Annotated in this window: 4 protein-coding genes; 1 reads left to right on the top strand and 3 read right to left on the bottom strand. The window is 32.0% G+C overall.

The features are described from left to right. Positions 1 to 5: 5 nt before the first annotated feature. Genes AAC008_RS12420 through AAC008_RS12410 form a run of 3 tightly spaced genes read right to left on the bottom strand, consistent with a single transcriptional unit; the run spans position 6 to position 17,614 of the window. Complete coding sequence (locus AAC008_RS12420) at positions 6 to 14,030, bottom strand: T9SS type B sorting domain-containing protein (protein WP_339889606.1); 14,025 nt, start codon at positions 14,028 to 14,030, stop codon at positions 6 to 8. Positions 14,031 to 14,033: 3 nt separating this feature from the next. After that, the gene (locus AAC008_RS12415; RefSeq protein ID WP_339889605.1) at positions 14,034 to 15,422 is read right to left on the bottom strand and encodes a PorP/SprF family type IX secretion system membrane protein; all 1,389 of its coding nucleotides are present in this window, start codon (positions 15,420 to 15,422) and stop codon (positions 14,034 to 14,036) included. A gap of 2 nt (positions 15,423 to 15,424) precedes the next feature. Beyond that, on the bottom strand, positions 15,425 to 17,614 hold the full coding sequence (locus AAC008_RS12410; protein WP_339889604.1) for a gliding motility-associated C-terminal domain-containing protein: 2,190 nt from the start codon (positions 17,612 to 17,614) through the stop codon (positions 15,425 to 15,427). A 241-nt stretch (positions 17,615 to 17,855) separates the two neighbouring features. On the opposite strand from AAC008_RS12410, the gene AAC008_RS12405 reads away from it, so the two are divergent. Next, positions 17,856 to 19,535 carry a glutamine--tRNA ligase/YqeY domain fusion protein gene (locus AAC008_RS12405; protein WP_339889603.1) on the top strand — a complete coding sequence of 560 codons (1,680 nt, stop codon included), beginning with the start codon at positions 17,856 to 17,858 and terminating at the stop codon, positions 19,533 to 19,535. Positions 19,536 to 19,932: the final 397 nt, after the last annotated feature.

Genomic DNA, 19,932 nt, shown 5'->3' with positions numbered 1-19,932 from the left:
TTATATTATCTATAAAGAGTGAAGTTACCCGTGAATGTTCTTCCTGTTCCGTCATTTACATTTACCAAATACCAGTAATCACCAGATGGTAAATCAATAGAGTCATAAGTTCCGTTCCAAGATTCTCCTAATTTTAATCGTATGATTTCTCTACCGTATCTATCGAAAATTAAACTTTCAATATTAGTATAGTTATCTACATTTTTAGGTGACCAATAATCGTTAAATCCATTTCCATCAGGTGTAAAGAAGTTTGGAATTTCTATAGGGTAGAATGTTGTTGGAATTGTAAAATTAGCTTCACAACCATTTGCATCATAAGCAGATACATATTGATTTCCTGTTTGATTAAAGATAAATACATTGTTTGATCCTGTGTTTGTTCCATTAAACACATACGAATAAGGAGGAACACCACCAGAAGCAACTGCTGTTATTTCATTTAATCCTGTTTCAGTTACAATTAAACTAACCGCATCAATTTGATCAACTGTAAAAGTTTCATTACTGTTAAAACAACCGTTAGAATGTTCAACATATGCAGTGTAGTTACCAGCAGCAACATTTGTAAACGTGTTACTTAATTGGAAATTAACTCCATCAATCGAATAAACAACATCGTTTTGATAGATTGCATCGACTGAAATTGTTACAGTATTTGTTGATTGGTTATCTAAACAATCATAAACTACAACAGCGTTTGGATCTAAATCAACTGCTGGATCTAAAGTTTGTTGAACAGAAGTGACACAACCATTAACATCTTTTATATAAATAGTATATGTTGCTCCACCAGCTAAACCAAAATAGTCTACAATATTAGAAGCATTTACTGCTTGATAATTAGTTGTGTTATTAAAACTTGCCATATAAGGACCAACTCCACCACTAGCAGTTACTTGTATATATCCTGCATTATCTCCTTGACAAACATCTTGTTCAAAATCAGATACAATTGCATTTAATACTGTTGGTTGAGTTATTGTTATTAGTTGTGTTTCAATTTCACAGTTATTACCATCTTTTACTTTTACAGTATATGTTCCAACAGTTAAATTGTTGAATGTATTTGCCGTTCCGTAAGTAAATGCTGGAGAAATTGCATATTGATATGTTCCGTTTCCACCATTTCCATTCACTGTTATACTACCAGTTGTTGCACTATTACATAATACATTAACTTGAGTATGAGTTTCAGTAACTGGACTCCAGTTTGTAATGTTTACTGTTACTGTTTTAACACAACCATTTGTATGCATTACATAAATAGTATGTGTACCATTATTTAAATTAGTATAGACATTGTTTGTTTGATAATTTGTTTGATTATCTAATGAATACTGAACTTGACCAACATTAGAAGCTTCAACATTAACTGTTACTGTATTGTTTTGTAAGGTAGTCGTAGTTGTACAAGCATAAGTTACAGTAGCAGTTGGTGTCAATGTAATAGGATTTCCAACAGGAATATAAACTGTTGTCTGACAGTCATTAGCATCATGCACAAATATAGTATGATCAACCGTGCTATCTAAGTTATTAAAAATTAATTGCCCTTGTACAAAACTAGTTGGTGTATCATCATCTAAACTTGTATAATAAGGAGCAGTTCCACCAGTTATGGTTAAAGTTGCAGTTCCATTATTACTTCCTTCACATACTTCAAACGTATTAACAGAAGACGCGACTAAAGGAGCAGGTTCTGTCATTTGAACATTGATTGTTTCAAAACAACCGTTAGTATCTTGAACAACTACTGAATATGTACCCACACCTAAACCAATAAAAGTATTTGTATCAAAAAATTGATCTAAATGATTTGTAATTGCATATTGATAAGGAGGTGTTCCTCCAGTTGGGTTAAATGTTATACTTCCATTTGCTGTTCCATTACAAGTTGCAGGTATTACTGTAAAATTAGTAATGTTAAGTGGGTTTAAAGGTTGTGTAATAATAACCGTATTTGAGTTTTGATCACAATCAACACTATTAACACTTACAATATATGATCCAGCACCTAATGGACTAAAAACATTACTAGTTTGTGGACCAGTGATAATTGCCATTGTAGTACTATTTAATAAAGTATAATTATAATTTCCTAATCCGCCCGTTGCATTTACAGTAATAGAAGCATTCATATCTCCGTTACATTGAATAGCAGTATTTGAAGCATTAATAGTTACAGTTAATGATGGGATTGGAGAAATTGTCACTTCATTTGTCTGTGTTGCAGTACAACCGTTTGCATCAGTAACATAATATTGATATGTTCCAGGACCAACAAAGAATGTATTTGTTGAATTAAAGGTTATTCCATCTGCACTATACATATAAGGTGGTGTTCCACCTGATGCATTAATGATTAATTCAGCATCGTTATCACAAGTTAATGTACTTTGAACACTTAAAGTCGCCTCAATTTTTGTTGGTTGTGTAATTGTAAATGGCAATGCAGTAAAATCACAATTCCATCCATCATTAATACTTATAGTATAAGTGCCTGCGCCTAAACCACTAAACACATTTTCAATCTGAGGTCCATAAATATCACCATCAGATTCAGTCAATGTGTATTGGTAACTTCCTTGACCTCCTGTTGCTGTTATTGTAACACTTGCATTTGTATTATTATAACATAATAAATTAGCATTTGTAACAACATAAGTAGCATTAATTGCTGTTGGTGCAATAAGGATTATAGTCTGAGAAACTTCACATAAATTAATATCTCTAACTGTAACTTCATAAGTACCTGCATCTAAACCAGTAAATGTATTATTGGCTCCAAATGCTTGTATAGTTGTACTAGTAGTTGTATTTACTAATTGATATTCATATGTTCCGTTTCCACCATTTGCTTGTGCAGTTATTGTTCCTAAACCAGGAATATTACAAGTCACATCAGAAGTTTGTTGAACAACCAATGTTAATGGGTTTGGCGGAGAATATATATTAATTACATTGGAAATAGTTTCACAGAAAGGAGTTTGTGTAGCAATTATTTGTACAGAATAGTTTCCAGCACCAAGACCCGTTAAAGTTAAAGGATTTGTTGTGGTATTATTACTTCCAGAAGCTACAATTGTATTTGTTTCATCATAAATATTGTAGTTATAGTTTCCTGAATAACCACTAACTGTTATATCGAAAGAACCATTAGTTTCACCATAACAATTTACAGCATTAGTATTATCAGCTACAACGGTTAAAACAGGTAGAGGATTAATTGTGTAAGGAACAGTAATAGTACTACAACCTGTTACGGTATCAATTATTTCAAAAGTATATGTTCCTGCAGTAGTAAGAGAGAAGGTAGCTGTATTACTTGAAGTAGGTCCAACAATTGCTCCATTTGGTAACAATTGATAAGTATAGTTTCCTGAACCACCAGTTACAGTTATTAAAACTTCTTCATTATTTGCACACGTTAAAGCTGTATTCTGAGTAACAGCAACATTAGTAATAGTTGGTAAAGGGTTAATAGTTATAGATTCATTAATTGTACAACCATTAAAATCTTGAACTGTTATGGTTATATTTTGAATAGTTCCATTATCTACTATATCAAAAGTATTAGTTGTTTGATAATTTGTACCATCTATACTATACAAATAAGGAGCAGTTCCTGTTCCTAAAGCTACGTTTGCTGTTACTGTAACAACACTTACTGTGTTATTACTATTACAAGCAAAATCGCCACCTGTTAGAGCTAAAGCTAAAGGATTTGGCTGGGTAACATTTATAATTTGAGAATCAGTACAGTTTTTAGAAGAAGTTACGGTTACGGTATAGTTTCCAGCAGCTAAACCTGTAAAAATCGGACTATTTTGAGTTACAGTTGTTGTACCATCAAATAATGAATACGTATAAGGAGTATCAATATTTGTTGCGTCTAAAGCAATAGAAATACTTCCATCAGTCGCTCCATTACAGCTTACATTTTCATGTGTTGTAGTGAATGAAACAGGAGCAGGTTGTTCTAAAGATAAAGGAATAGTAATATCACATCCTAAAGTAGCATCAGAAATAATTACATTATAGTTTCCAAAACCTAATCCAGTAAATAAACCAGTTGTGTTTGGACCGGCTACGTTAACACCAGCTGTTGTTTGTAACTCAAAAGAATAATTTGTACTTCCGTTAGTTGCAGTAGCTTGAATTTCACCATCATTATTAGCACAACTAGGTTGAACAGTAACAATTGCATTTCCATTAATAATTTGATCTATAAGGATAGTTTGTGAATATGTACAACCATTAGCATCGGTAATAGTTACAGTATGACTACCTGATAATAAGTTTGAAATAGTAAAGTTGGCTGCATTTTCAGTGTAAGGAGTATTTCCATCCACTGTTATAGTATAAGGAGCAATTCCATCCACAGTTCTGATACCATTAATTACAAAACTTCCTTCGTTTGCACAGGCATCATCTATTGCTAAAGTAATTTCTGGCGAAGGATCAAGTCCAACAACAACTATATTACTAGCTGCTATACAGTTATTAGCATCTTTTACATAAACAATATAAGAACCATTTTCAACATTGAAAGTATTTGTAGGGGTTCCAGTCCAAGTTCCAACCGTTGGAGCAGGATCTGTACTTAACACAATTTGATATTGATATGGAGCTGTTCCAAACTGACCAGTCGCGGTAACAATTCCAGCATTTAAATTACAGTTATCGTTTGTAGCTGTTACATTTACACCAAGTGGACCAACAGGTGATCCAATTGTGATTACATTGGAAATAGTTTCACAGAAAGGAGTTTGTGTAGCAATTATTTGAACCGAATAATTTCCAGCTCCTAAACTAGTTAAAGTTAAAGTTAAAGGATTTGTTGTGGTATTATTACTTCCAGAAGCTACAATTGTATTTGTTTCATCATAAATATTGTAGTTATAGTTTCCTGAATAACCACTAACTGTTATATCGAAAGAACCATTAGTTTCACCATAACAATTTACAGCATTAGTATTATCAGCTACAACGGTTAAAACAGGTAGAGGATTAATTGTGTAAGGAACAGTAATAGTACTACAACCTGTTACGGTATCAATTATTTCAAAAGTATATGTTCCTGCAGTAGTAAGAGAGAAGGTAGCTGTATTACTTGAAGTAGGTCCAACAATTGCTCCATTTGGTAACAATTGATAAGTATAGTTTCCTGAACCACCAGTTACAGTTATTAAAACTTCTTCATTATTTGCACACGTTAAAGCTGTATTCTGAGTAACAGCAACATTAGTAATAGTTGGTAAAGGGTTAATAGTTATAGATTCATTAATTGTACAACCATTAAAATCTTGAACTGTTATGGTTATATTTTGAATAGTTCCATTATCTACTATATCAAAAGTATTAGTTGTTTGATAATTTGTACCATCTATACTATACAAATAAGGAGCAGTTCCTGTTCCTAAAGCTACGTTTGCTGTTACTGTAACAACACTTACTGTGTTATTACTATTACAAGCAAAATCGCCACCTGTTAGAGCTAAAGCTAAAGGATTTGGCTGGGTAACATTTATAATTTGAGAATCAGTACAGTTTTTAGAAGAAGTTACGGTTACGGTATAGTTTCCAGCAGCTAAACCTGTAAAAATCGGACTATTTTGAGTTACAGTTGTTGTACCATCAAATAATGAATACGTATAAGGAGTATCAATATTTGTTGCGTCTAAAGCAATAGAAATACTTCCATCAGTCGCTCCATTACAGCTTACATTTTCATGTGTTGTAGTGAATGAAACAGGAGCAGGTTGTTCTAAAGATAAAGGAATAGTAATATCACATCCTAAAGTAGCATCAGAAATAATTACATTATAGTTTCCAAAACCTAATCCAGTAAATAAACCAGTTGTGTTTGGACCGGCTACGTTAACACCAGCTGTTGTTTGTAACTCAAAAGAATAATTTGTACTTCCGTTAGTTGCAGTAGCTTGAATTTCACCATCATTATTAGCACAACTAGGTTGAACAGTAACAATTGCATTTCCATTAATAATTTGATCTATAAGGATAGTTTGTGAATATGTACAACCATTAGCATCGGTAATAGTTACAGTATGACTACCTGATAATAAGTTTGAAATAGTAAAGTTGGCTGCATTTTCAGTGTAAGGAGTATTTCCATCCACTGTTATAGTATAAGGAGCAATTCCATCCACAGTTCTGATACCATTAATTACAAAACTTCCTTCGTTTGCACAGGCATCATCTATTGCTAAAGTAATTTCTGGCGAAGGATCAAGTCCAACAACAACTATATTACTAGCTGCTATACAGTTATTAGCATCTTTTACATAAACAATATAAGAACCATTTTCAACATTGAAAGTATTTGTAGGGGTTCCAGTCCAAGTTCCAACCGTTGGAGCAGGATCTGTACTTAACACAATTTGATATTGATATGGAGCTGTTCCAAACTGACCAGTCGCGGTAACAATTCCAGCATTTAAATTACAGTTATCGTTTTTAACTAAAGTAGCTGTTCCAATTAATTGGTTAGTAGATTGAGTAATTGTAAAGTTTGGAGTTGCAGAAGTACAACCATTTGCACTTCCTGTTCCGTTTTCTGTTAATAATATATAATAGGTTCCTGGAGGTAATATACCAAAATTTAGAACATTTATTGGTCCACCAGGTGTTAGGCTATTTCCTATCAATCCAGTAGTTAAATTTGATTGAGCATTGAATATTTCATAATCTACAGATGTAGTTAGAGCATTATAATTGTCAAACGTAAATGATATATTTCCATTTCCACTTCCTGTACAAGTTACATTTTGAACAACATCTATTACAGTTGTTAAATTAGAAGGAGTTGGAATTGGACCATTAGCTGTTTCAAAATAATAACAAAGTGTAATTAAATCATGAACTACAAATGTATAAGTTACTCCAGGTGTTAAACCTGTAAAAGTTGAAGTTTCTGGAGTACCAGCATCTGCTAATTGCCAAGATGTTGTATAAGGTAAGGTATTAGTTTCTAGTATTCCAAATTCATAAGAACCACTACTTACTAAAGAGGAAACAGTTATTATTGCAGTTCCACCACTTATACAATCAGCTGTTGCTGTAGAAATATCGATATCTAAGTCATCTGGTGGTGAAGCAATAATAATATTACTTTTTACAATAGAACAACCATTTGAATCTATTACCTCAGCAGTATATATTCCAAAGTTTAATATTACAAATGTATGATCTTCGTTTGTTGTTGTTGAATAACTATCTGCATAGCCAAAATTACTACTCAAATAATAAGTATACGGTTGTGTTCCTCCAGTTATATTTTCAAAAATTACTTCACCATAACTTGTTCCACCTGGATTATTACAAGTTATTTCTGTTATTGAAATATCAAAGGTTATGGCGTCTGGCTGTACAAGAGTAATACTTTCGGTATCTGTACAAAGTTTAGAGTCTCTTACAATTACGGTATAGGTTCCGGCAGCAAGTCCAGTAAATATGTTTGAACTTTGATAAGTTGTTCCGCCATTGATACTGTATTGAAAAGGAGAAGTTCCTTGAGTGTTGTCAATATTTACTTGTATTGCACCATTGGTATCTCCATTACATAAATTTTGTTGTGTTGGTGTAATAGAAGTAATATCTGGATTTGTAATTGGATTGATAGTGATAATACTAGTAGTGTAAGTACAACCAGTAGCACCCGTTATTAAGAATTGATAAGTACCTGCAATTGCTGTTGAATAAGTAAAAGAAGATCCTACAATTGGATTTAAAGCACCGAATCCACCACCATTAAAATTAACTTGGTATTGGTATGGCGTTGTTCCACCATTTACATTTACTGTAATTACAGCATTTGGTGAAGCACTACAATCTAATGTTTTAGTTATGGTAGTTTGTGCTAATAAAGCAGGAGTAATAGTTTGCGTAACAGTTGCCGTACAACCATAACTATCTCTAACTGTGAACGTATAATTTCCAGGAGTTAATCCAGCAAAAGTATTACTTGATTGAAATGCACCACCAGAACTATATTGATAAGGAGCAACACCACTAGCTGCTGTTAATATAACAGTTGAACCCGTTGTTGCATTATAACATAATGTTGAAGTAGGACTTATAGTTAGTGTTGGATTAACAGTAGGGCTTAAAGTTGCCGTACTAGTTACTATACATCCATTTCCGTCAGTAACCGAAATAGTATAAGTACCTGTTTGTGTTTGATTTGTGAATACACCACTACTTTGTGGACCAACAGTTGCAGCATTAGGTTGTGTTAAAGTATAAGAATAAGAACCCCAACCACCTGAAGCAGCTGCATTTATAGTTCCATTAGCAATACAAGTTATTGGGTTTGTAGTTGCATTAAGTGCTAAAGGAGAACTAGGTTGAGCTACAGTTACACTTACAGTACTTTGACAGTTTGTACTGTTATCAGTAACTGTTATAGCATAATTACCAGCAGCTAAACTATTTAAATTTATTGTATTACTAGTTTGATTAGTAACAGCTGTTCCACTATTTACGGTATAAGAATAAGTAGTGTTAAAACCAGTTACATTATAAGAAACAGCACCATTAGAAGCACCGAAACAAATAACATTAGAAACTAAATTTCCAGTAACATTAATAAAAGTAATTGGGTTAATTGTAAAGTTTTCTTGATACATACATCCATTAGCATCTGTTACATTGAATGTATATGAACCTACCGCTAAGTTATTAAAAGTAGCAACGTTTCCAGCAATAGAAGTTGCAGCAATAGTTGAAGGAGCTGTTATTTGAACTACAAAAGGAGCAGTTCCACCCACAATAGTTGCTGTAACATTACTTGTTAAAGTAGGACAAGTTACACTTGAAGCTGTAAACGTTAAATCTGTTGCAGCAAGAGGTTGAACTAAAGTTATTGGAGTTGTAGTTGTAGTACAGTTATTAAAATCTCTAATAGTAATTACGTAAGTTCCTGCAGAAAGATTAGGAAAAGAAGCACCATTTTGAAAAGTGATACCATTAATACTGTATTGATAAGGAGCTGTTCCACCAGTTACATTAAAGGCTTGAATAGTTCCTGTTGCTACACATGTTAATTGTTGGGTTACTTGTGATTGACCTGCAAGTATGGCTGGCTGTACAAGAGTAATACTTTCGGTATCTGTACAAAGTTTAGAGTCTCTTACAATTACGGTATAGGTTCCGGCAGCAAGTCCAGTAAATATGTTTGAACTTTGATAAGTTGTTCCGCCATTGATACTGTATTGAAAAGGAGAAGTTCCTTGAGTGTTGTCAATATTTACTTGTATTGCACCATTGGTATCTCCATTACATAAATTTTGTTGTGTTGGTGTAATAGAAGTAATATCTGGATTTGTAATTGGATTGATAGTGATAATACTAGTAGTGTAAGTACAACCAGTAGCACCCGTTATTAAGAATTGATAAGTACCTGCAATTGCTGTTGAATAAGTAAAAGAAGATCCTACAATTGGATTTAAAGCACCGAATCCACCACCATTAAAATTAACTTGGTATTGGTATGGCGTTGTTCCACCATTTACATTTACTGTAATTACAGCATTTGGTGAAGCACTACAATCTAATGTTTTAGTTATGGTAGTTTGTGCTAATAAAGCAGGAGTAATAGTTTGCGTAACAGTTGCCGTACAACCATAACTATCTCTAACTGTGAACGTATAATTTCCAGGAGTTAATCCAGCAAAAGTATTACTTGATTGAAATGCACCACCAGAACTATATTGATAAGGAGCAACACCACTAGCTGCTGTTAATATAACAGTTGAACCCGTTGTTGCATTATAACATAATGTTGAAGTAGGACTTATAGTTAGTGTTGGATTAACAGTAGGGCTTAAAGTTGCCGTACTAGTTACTATACATCCATTTCCGTCAGTAACCGAAATAGTATAAGTACCTGTTTGTGTTTGATTTGTGAATACACCACTACTTTGTGGACCAACAGTTGCAGCATTAGGTTGTGTTAAAGTATAAGAATAAGAACCCCAACCACCTGAAGCAGCTGCATTTATAGTTCCATTAGCAATACAAGTTATTGGGTTTGTAGTTGCATTAAGTGCTAAAGGAGAACTAGGTTGAGCTACAGTTACACTTACAGTACTTTGACAGTTTGTACTGTTATCAGTAACTGTTATAGCATAATTACCAGCAGCTAAACTATTTAAATTTATTGTATTACTAGTTTGATTAGTAACAGCTGTTCCACTATTTACGGTATAAGAATAAGTAGTGTTAAAACCAGTTACATTATAAGAAACAGCACCATTAGAAGCACCGAAACAAATAACATTAGAAACTAAATTTCCAGTAACATTAATAAAAGTAATTGGGTTAATTGTAAAGTTTTCTTGATACATACATCCATTAGCATCTGTTACATTGAATGTATATGAACCTACCGCTAAGTTATTAAAAGTAGCAACGTTTCCAGCAATAGAAGTTGCAGCAATAGTTGAAGGAGCTGTTATTTGAACTACAAAAGGAGCAGTTCCACCCACAATAGTTGCTGTAACATTACTTGTTAAAGTAGGACAAGTTACACTTGAAGCTGTAAACGTTAAATCTGTTGCAGCAAGAGGTTGAACTAAAGTTATTGGAGTTGTAGTTGTAGTACAGTTATTAAAATCTCTAATAGTAATTACGTAAGTTCCTGCAGAAAGATTAGGAAAAGAAGCACCATTTTGAAAAGTGATACCATTAATACTGTATTGATAAGGAGCTGTTCCACCAGTTACATTAAAGGCTTGAATAGTTCCTGTTGCTACACATGTTAATTGTTGGGTTACTTGTGATTGACCCGTTATAGGAGTAGGTTGTGTAATTGTAACGTTAATTGTATAATCACATTCGTGTGTTGGTTTAGTGTATTTTATATCAATTGTATAAGTTCCAGGAGCTAATCCAGTAAAAACATTTGAATTTTGATAATTAATTCCTCCATCAATACTATAAGTTATGGCATATCCATTTGTAGGTAAAGCGGAAATAGTAGCTGTACCATTATTCAACCCATTACATGTTACGTTTGTATGAGTTTCGGTAATTGTTACTGTTGGTTCAGCTGCTACTGTTACTATATTTGATAACGAAGTACAATTATTACTATCAACAATTATATATTGATAAGTTCCAATTTGAGTTATATTATACTCAAATATTTCGTAGGTTTGATAAGCATAGTTTCCTGATACTACTGGAACTCCATTGTAACTATAAACAGCATAATTGTATGGAGCTAAACCACCAGATGGTGTTAAAGTTACTTGACCATTTACACAACTAATATTTTGTGTTACTGCTGCACTTACGGCTAAATCTGATAAATCTTGTATAGTAACTTGTTCAGTATATGTACAACCATCGTCTGTTGTTGCTGTTACGGTATAAGTTCCAGGATTTAAATTAGAAAATAAATGATCATTATCTGTTGAAGGACCAAATGTTGATATTATTGTTGCTCCTTGAGATATCTGAAAATAATATTGTGGTTCTACTCCATTCGTTTGTACCCTAATACTTCCAAAACCATCATTACAAAGTTTATCTGTAACAATCACATCAACATCTAAAATTTGATTTAAGATATTAATATTTGGAAACTCAAAAAGACATCCTCCTGTTACTCCTGTTTGTTGAATGTATACAGTATAATTTCCTGCAGTAGTTATCGGAATTACATTGTTTGATGAAAACGGACCAGTAGGAGATAAACTAAATTCGTAAGTAGAAGGAATATTGTTTATTGTAATTGAACCAGGTGTTGTACAAATAATATTTGACGTTACTATATCAGGATTTAATGTGTTTTGAAAAACATTAAAATAGAATTTTCTAAAACAACCATTTTGATAGTTAAAAATAACCTGATATTCACCAGCTGTTGTTACATTAAAATTTGGACCTGTTCCAACCGTATTCCATGTACAACTATTATTAGTATTGGCACAGTTACTAATTCCAACTGGAGCACAACTTCCAGGAACTAGTTGTTGCCATTGTATACTAATAGCATTATTTACTCCGGATTGAATTAAGACACTATCATTTAACCCACATAAAAATATTTTTGGTAACTGTGAACCATCATTAGGACATGTTTCTACAACATTTGCATAAGGAATTGCTGGGTTTGAACTTATGGCATTGTTAAAATCTACAACATTTACTGTCTCATATATTGAAACACAAGGTGGTGGAATAGATAAAAACACAGTATAGGTTCCTGTAGCATTTACAGTTATTGTTTGTGTATTTCCAATTGTATTTCCCGATGAATCTTGCCACAAATAAGTGTCGTAACCATCAGCTCCTGTTAATTCTAAAGTGTTACCACATAAAATTTCTGTTCTTGTAAAAATACAATCATCAATATTTGCTATAAAATTTGTTGTTCCTGGAGTTGGATAATTACAATTGTCATATCCATTGAAACTAGGGTTATCTGTAATAACTTGAGTATTTAATTCTCCATTATAAGAAACATAGGCTTGGTTAATTATTTGATTAGTACAAGCATCTCTAAAATCTTCACAATTTAAAGGTAACTTAACCTTAATTTTTATTGTATAAGCTGGATCTCCTATTTCAACTAAATTATTTGGTATAGAAAATGTAAATTGATTTGTTGTTGGGTTAAAAACATAAGTAACTCCCGGTGGTAAAATTAAATCTCCAGGCTGAATAGTTCCATTTGCTGGAAATATTGCGTTTGTTGGCAATATATCAGTAAGGGTAAAATTCAGCGCATTATCATTTCCAGTATTCTGAAAAGTTAAGGTATAAAAAATTTCTTGTCCTAAGGTTAAGGTTTGACCGTTTACATTATTACCAGATATATCTTCAACTTGTTTTAATAAAGGAATTTGAGGTTCAATAATTTCAACATCAAAAGAAGTAAAAAACACATCATATTTATCACCACTTGAAACCGCCCTTAAGGTTACACCAGTCTCATTATTAGGGATTACGCTATTTCCAGGATTATTAACTCTATTTAAGTGAGCATCCCAACCTAGGGTGTTTAAACTATTTGGATTTCTGGCATTAAAAAAGGCGCCATTTAAGGTAATTGAAGAATTAAAATAATTATTTGTTACTGCTGCGGCAGGTAAAGGTGTATTTGTTAGGTTTGTAAAACCAGCTATTGAATTTGCTTTAATTCTTAATTGATCACCTATAACTCTATTATCTCCTTCTAAAGTAGAAATTCCAAGTTTTGCTCTTACTGGAAATGGAGCAGGCAATGTCGAAAATCCAGAAACAGGAATATCTAAATTTCCAGCATTTGAAGCCACAACAGCATATCCATCAAAAGTTGTAATTTTTTTACCGGGTAAATTAATGTTTTCGTATACGATTACTAAAGTCCATCCACCAGCTACTCCACCTTGTATTGAAAATGAACCGCTACTATTACCATTTGTACTAACTCTAATATTTCCGACGAAATAGGTTCCATTTGGATTGGCTAATCCAGACACTAAGGCAGTAACATCTGCAAAACAACCATAAGGACCATGCGTAACATTTGTTTGAATAGGATCAGCAAAACCATCATATAAAACTTCATCAGCAATCACATTTACATAAGCACCACCAGGTACTCTAAATTTTACTTGATTCCAATCTGTTGCACGTCCACTAGAAGGGTCGTTACCTATATTATATCTATAAGTTGCTGACCAATACAATCCAGCATGAACGATCTTTGAACATGTTGCATCTGGAACTGTCAAATTAGCACTACTCGAATTAAATGTTTGAGTTGAACCATCAATATCAATAAACTGCATATTAGTTTCATCATTATAGATAGATGAACCTCCAGTTGTATTATAGGCCGTATTTGGGTTTGGACTTCTATTAACAATATTGTTAGAGATCATGGTTAAATCTCCTCTTACAGTTGTTTGAAATCGAACATCAAAAGGGTTTTTAATTTGTGCTGATGACGTAATTGTTCCTAATGTTAAAATTAGAATAGCAACAAATTTTTGAGATAGGGTAATTTTTCTCATAGGTTATAGTATTGGTAAAATCCACATAGTTTCGGGGTACTTATTGTTGAATTTTGTTTGATATGCTTTTTTGGCTGCTTCATAACTTTCAAAACGTTCTATGTAAACATAGTTCCATTGATTGCCAGATGTTTTAAATGATCCACTTTTGTTTAATCCTTTTTTCTTTAACTCACTTATAAATTTCGACGCTTTATTTTTATCTTTATAAATAGTAGCAATCACATAATATCCTTTCTTAACTCCAGTGTTTTTCTCTGGGAGTAGTAAATAATTAATGTTGTCGTTCTCTGCATTCAAAACAAACTCTTCTAGTTTTTTAACAATTGTATTGTTCGTTTCTACAATAGTTTGATTATAAATATTTTGTTTAAACCTGTCAATTTCTTCTTGTTCTAAGGTTTGATTTTTAAGTCTATCGGCTTCTTCTTGTTTATTAATTTTTGGTTTTTTAGCATATGCTGAGAATTCTTCATTGCTATCTAATGTAAGGGCTAAAAATATTTCATGAGTAGCTCCTAAATTTGTAATTTCTTTACCTAATCCTTTTTCGTAATTATAACCTACAGCAATTTTTTGTGAGATGTTTATTCCTAAACCACCCGAAACCCCATAATAATCACTATAAGAACCTTGAACCCAACCAGCTCTTGGAACATTATATAATATTCCACCAGAATAATCAAAGTCTTCCATGGCAATATATTTTCCTCTTCCTAAAAAGGTTAAACTACTGTTTTCAAATAAATTTGAAGCATTCTCCAAAGAGTACATATACGACAAATGACTTGAGATAGTTTTTTCACCAAATTTGGTTTGCATTTCGCCTAATTTGAAATTATAATCCACTAAATTATCTCCATAAACACCAAAATTAAACTTTCCAACTTGGATAGATAATCCAGGATTTAGCATCAACATACTTGTATTATCATATTGTTCCAAATACGGATCTGCTTCACCAGTTATTATTTTACCTCTGTTTAAACCCGAATTAAAAAAGACTACATTAAACCCTAAAGACAATATAGTTTCATCGTTTAAACGCACACCTTTTGCATAATTTGCAATAGCCCCAATGCTTTTCCAAACACCAACCTCTTGTTGATATATTCCTAATCCATAACCAGTATTTTCATAATCGTTTCCAGAGTAATTTACCATGTATGTTTTTGGTGATTCATCATAATCAAACCATTGGTTTCTATGATAAGCTACATATTCTGATTTATAACTATTAAATATTGATAACGTTGGGTTAACTAAATTTCTATTAAAACGCATAAATGTCTGAGACGGCATTATAAACTCATCACTGCTATCAGTTTGAGCATTAGTTATAACACAGCTTAAGACAAGCCCTATAATAAAAAGAAATTTGTGTCTATTCATTCTTATTGTATTACTGATATCGTACCTTGATATATGGTAGAATTATCTCGTATTATTTTGTAATAAAAAATTTTATTGTTTTTTGAAATTGAATCTAATGGCCAATTATTTTGATAATCTTTTGTACTATAAACAATCTGTTGATTAGATGAAAATATTACAATCTCAACGTTATTTTGATAAGCCAATTCTTCAGTAATTATCCAAGTATCGTTTTTACCATCATTATTTGGAGTTATCGTGTTTGGAATTATAGCACTAAAAACTTTAGGCTGAATTAAGACAGTAAAATTTCTAATAATTTCACAGCCATTAAGTTGTGCTATTAGCTGAATCGTAATTTCTTGATTTACAATAATTTCGTTTGTTGAATTTTCTAAAACACCATCAATAAACCATTCATAAGAATCTACTCCAGAAGCAATAATTGTTATTTCTTCACCTTCATTAATGTAAATGTCTTCATCATAATTTGTTATTAATTGACCTTCATCGATGGTTGATACAGCTATTAAATCTGAATTTAATTCACATCCAAAAAGAGATATTTTTAAATAATAATCACCAACCACTGTTGCGTTATAGCTTGTATTTGTTCCTAAAACTGTAGCATCTCCATCCATAAACCATTGATAAGTAAAAACAGCATCTGTAATAGAAGAAGTAATTGTAACACTAGAATTAGTAGTACACAAAATACCATCAGTTGTTAAATTTATAGTCTCGTCAATTTTTAACTTAACATCTAAAGCATTAGAAGAAACGATTTGTCCATCAGTAAATTTTGCTTCTACACGATAATTACCATTATCTGTATAATTAGCTATTGTATAACTAGGCGAATTAGCTCCGATTATCGCAACATTATTTTTATACCATATATAAGTTACACCAATGTTTGATGGTACAGCAACTGTTATTAAATTAGAACTCGCTTCAAAATCTTGAACAGTTAAAGTTTCTGTAAGGTTTTCACAACTCGTATAGTCTGCGTCGTGAATTATTGTTAAGTTATAAGAGGTATATGGAGAAACTAATGTTGAAACTTCTTTTTCAAGAATACAGCCTGTATTTTGTTTCACTTTCACTTTATAAGTTCCAGTTTGAGTTACCGATAAAGAATTACCTACTTGTCCTGTTAACTCAACATTGTTTCTATACCAAATATATGTTGGGTTTGAAGCATTGGTTGTACAAGTTAATGTTTTATTTTGACCAGGTAACAAGTTAACTTCAGCCCCTGAATCTAATGAAAGAGCAAAACTATTTTCTGTTAGTACTAAAATATTTGAATTAATAACACATGCTGAATTTGAAGCTATTAATGAATAATTACCCGCTTGTGTTGCGGTATAAGTCGCACTAGTTGCACTGCTTATTGACACATTGTTTAAATACCATTGATATGTATACCCAGAACTAGCAATCATACTTGATAATAATAAACCAGTTGTAGGACAAATATTTGTTGCATTGCCTTGAGAGTTTATGGTCAATGTTTCCGATGGAATTACAGTAATTGCAACAGCATTAGAATAAGAGTTGTAATTACATGTTCCATAATTTACGCTAACAAAATAACTACCTGCTGTTGTTACAGGTAAACTTGGACCTGTTTGGCCCGACAAAACAACTCCATCTTTTTCCCAAACATATATTAATTGAGAAAAATTTAAAGGACTATTTGGGCCACTATCAATAGTTAAACTATAAGTAGAGGTACTACATATAGATTGATTAAAAACGTTATTGTTAATAGTGAAAGGTTGATTATAAACAGCATAATTTGCTGAAAAAGCCGGACTTGAGGGACTGGTACTTACAGGTGAAGAACTTTTTATACGAATTCTATAATTTGTTCCATTAACATTAGTTGGAAAAGGAAAAGACACGTTTACGGGAGAAGTTATTGCCGAAGAAGTTGTTAATACCGTGGGTGAAGCAAAACTACCAGCTGCATTAGATAATTCTATAGAAAATACATTTCCTGTTCCTAAATTAGAAGCAGGAGAAAAAGAAAAACTAAGATTGTAATTGTTAAAAGTTGTTGAAGCACATACTTGAGTAAATCCCAATGTAGGTGTGTTTATTGTAATTTGCGCAGTGGCAATAATACAACTTATTAACAAGGCTATTGTTAAAAAAACTTTTTTGTTCAACAAAGCTAACGGGGCTATTAACTTTTGTAACATATTGATTTTTAATTTAATATAAGTGTCCGAATATTACTATTACAAATATATAAAATTTTATTAACAACCAAGTTTTTTTTATAAACATTTATTGTTGATAACCGTTAAAATCGATTAAAACACCCTTTTATACGGTAAAACCACCTTTTTTAAATTGTTAAACCGTACTAAAACTATTTAATATATAAATTCAATTTTTAGCCTTAATAATTTTAGCTATTTTTGCTAAAAATATACTGAAATGTCAGAACAAAAATCATTAAACTTCATAGAACAAATTATTAATGAAGACTTAAAAAACGGTTTATCAAATGATAAATTACGTTTTCGTTTTCCCCCAGAACCAAACGGCTATTTACATATTGGTCATGCAAGTTCTATTTGTCTAAATTTTGGATTAGGATTAGATTATAAAGCCCCTGTTAACCTTCGTTTTGATGATACAAACCCTGCAAAAGAAGAACAAGAATTTGTAGACGCAATCAAAAAAGATGTAGAATGGCTTGGCTTCCAATGGGATAAAGAGTGTTATGCATCAGATTATTTTCAGCAATTATATGATTGGACCATCGAGTTAATCAAAAATGGTAAAGCTTATGTTGATAGTCAATCTTCTGAAGATATGGCTATTCAAAAAGGAACTCCAACTCAATTTGGTACAGATTCTCCTTTCAGAAATCGTTCAGTTGAAGAAAATTTAGACTTATTTGAACGTATGAAAAATGGTGAATTTCCAGAAGGAACTCATGTTTTACGTGCAAAAATAAGCATGAACGCAACTAACATGTTAATGCGTGATCCTTTAATTTATAGAATTTTACACAAAGAACATCACAGAACTGGAAGTAAATGGTGCATTTATCCAATGTATGATTGGGCTCACGGTGAAAGTGATTATATCGAACAAATTTCGCATTCTTTCTGTACATTAGAATTTTTACCACATAGAGAATTATATGATTGGTTCTTAAACCAAATTTATGATGAAACTAAAGTAAGACCAAAACAACGAGAATTTGCAAGAAGAAATCTTTCTCATACAGTTGTTAGTAAAAGAAAATTAGCGCAATTAGTTACTGAAAATCATGTAACAGGTTGGGATGATCCTAGAATGTCAACCATTTCTGGAATGAGAAGACGTGGATATACACCAGCTGCTATAACAAATTTCGCAAATGCAATCGGAATTGCTAAACGTGATAACCTTATAGATGTTTCATTACTAGAGTTTTACGTTCGTGAAGATTTAAATAAAATTGCTCCAAGAGTAATGGCTGTTTTGAATCCTGTGAAGTTGATAATTACCAATTATCCTGACGGAAAAGAAGAATGGGTTGAAGCAGAAAACAACCAAGAAGAAGAGGTAATGACATATAGAAGTTTACCTTTTTCTAAAGAATTATATATCGAAAGAGAAGATTTTCAAGAAGAAGCTCACAAGAAATTTTTCCGTTTAACATTAGGAACAGAAGTTCGTCTTAAAAATGCATATATCATTAAAGGTGAGTCAGTTGTAAAAGATGCTGACGGAAATATAACAGAAATTCATTGTACTTATGACGAAGATTCTAGATCAGGAAGTGGTTCGGAAGCTAGTCAAAGAAAAGTAAAAGGAACGATTCATTGGGTTTCTACAAAACACGCTGTTGAAGCAGAAGTTAGAGTATATGATAGGTTATTTACTCACGAAAATCCTGATGGAGACAAAGAAGTTGATTTTAAAGAATACATAAACCCAAATTCATTAGAAATTATTACTGGTTATGTAGAACCTTCATTAGTAAATGCCAAAGAATTAGAACATTATCAATTCCAACGTTTAGGATATTTCTGTGTAGACAGAGACTCAAAAGCTGATAAATTAGTTTTTAACAAAACGGTTGGATTAAGAGATACTTGGGCAAAAATTAGCAATCAATAAAATTTCCGTTAAAACGGAAATCTTTTCAATTTCATTCTACATTTTTCTGTTATTCTGAACTTGATTCAGAATCTCATTTAATTAATTCCAAACTCAAGATTCAGAATCTTGAGTTTGGAATTTTTGTTTTGTAAGAAAATTATAATTTTCCGCAATTATTTTAACTATAAACAAAATCTATTAAAAATAAAAGAATCATAAGTAAATCATTAAAAAACGACTTTCATAAGTTAATTTTAACGCACTTTAAGAATTGTTTAATGTTAGTTCATGCGTGTGGTAAAAATCGTTTAACAGCGTTTTTTAAATGCGTTTTGGCTTAAAAGGCCTCAGTTTTTCAAACCATATTTTAATTTTAACTGTTTTAGGATAATAATCTTTGTAAAATGAAAAAAAG

Source organism: uncultured Flavobacterium sp. (genome assembly GCF_963975515.1).
In the GTDB taxonomy this organism is placed as follows: domain Bacteria; phylum Bacteroidota; class Bacteroidia; order Flavobacteriales; family Flavobacteriaceae; genus Flavobacterium.
This window is presented reverse-complemented; position numbering and strand designations above follow the sequence as displayed.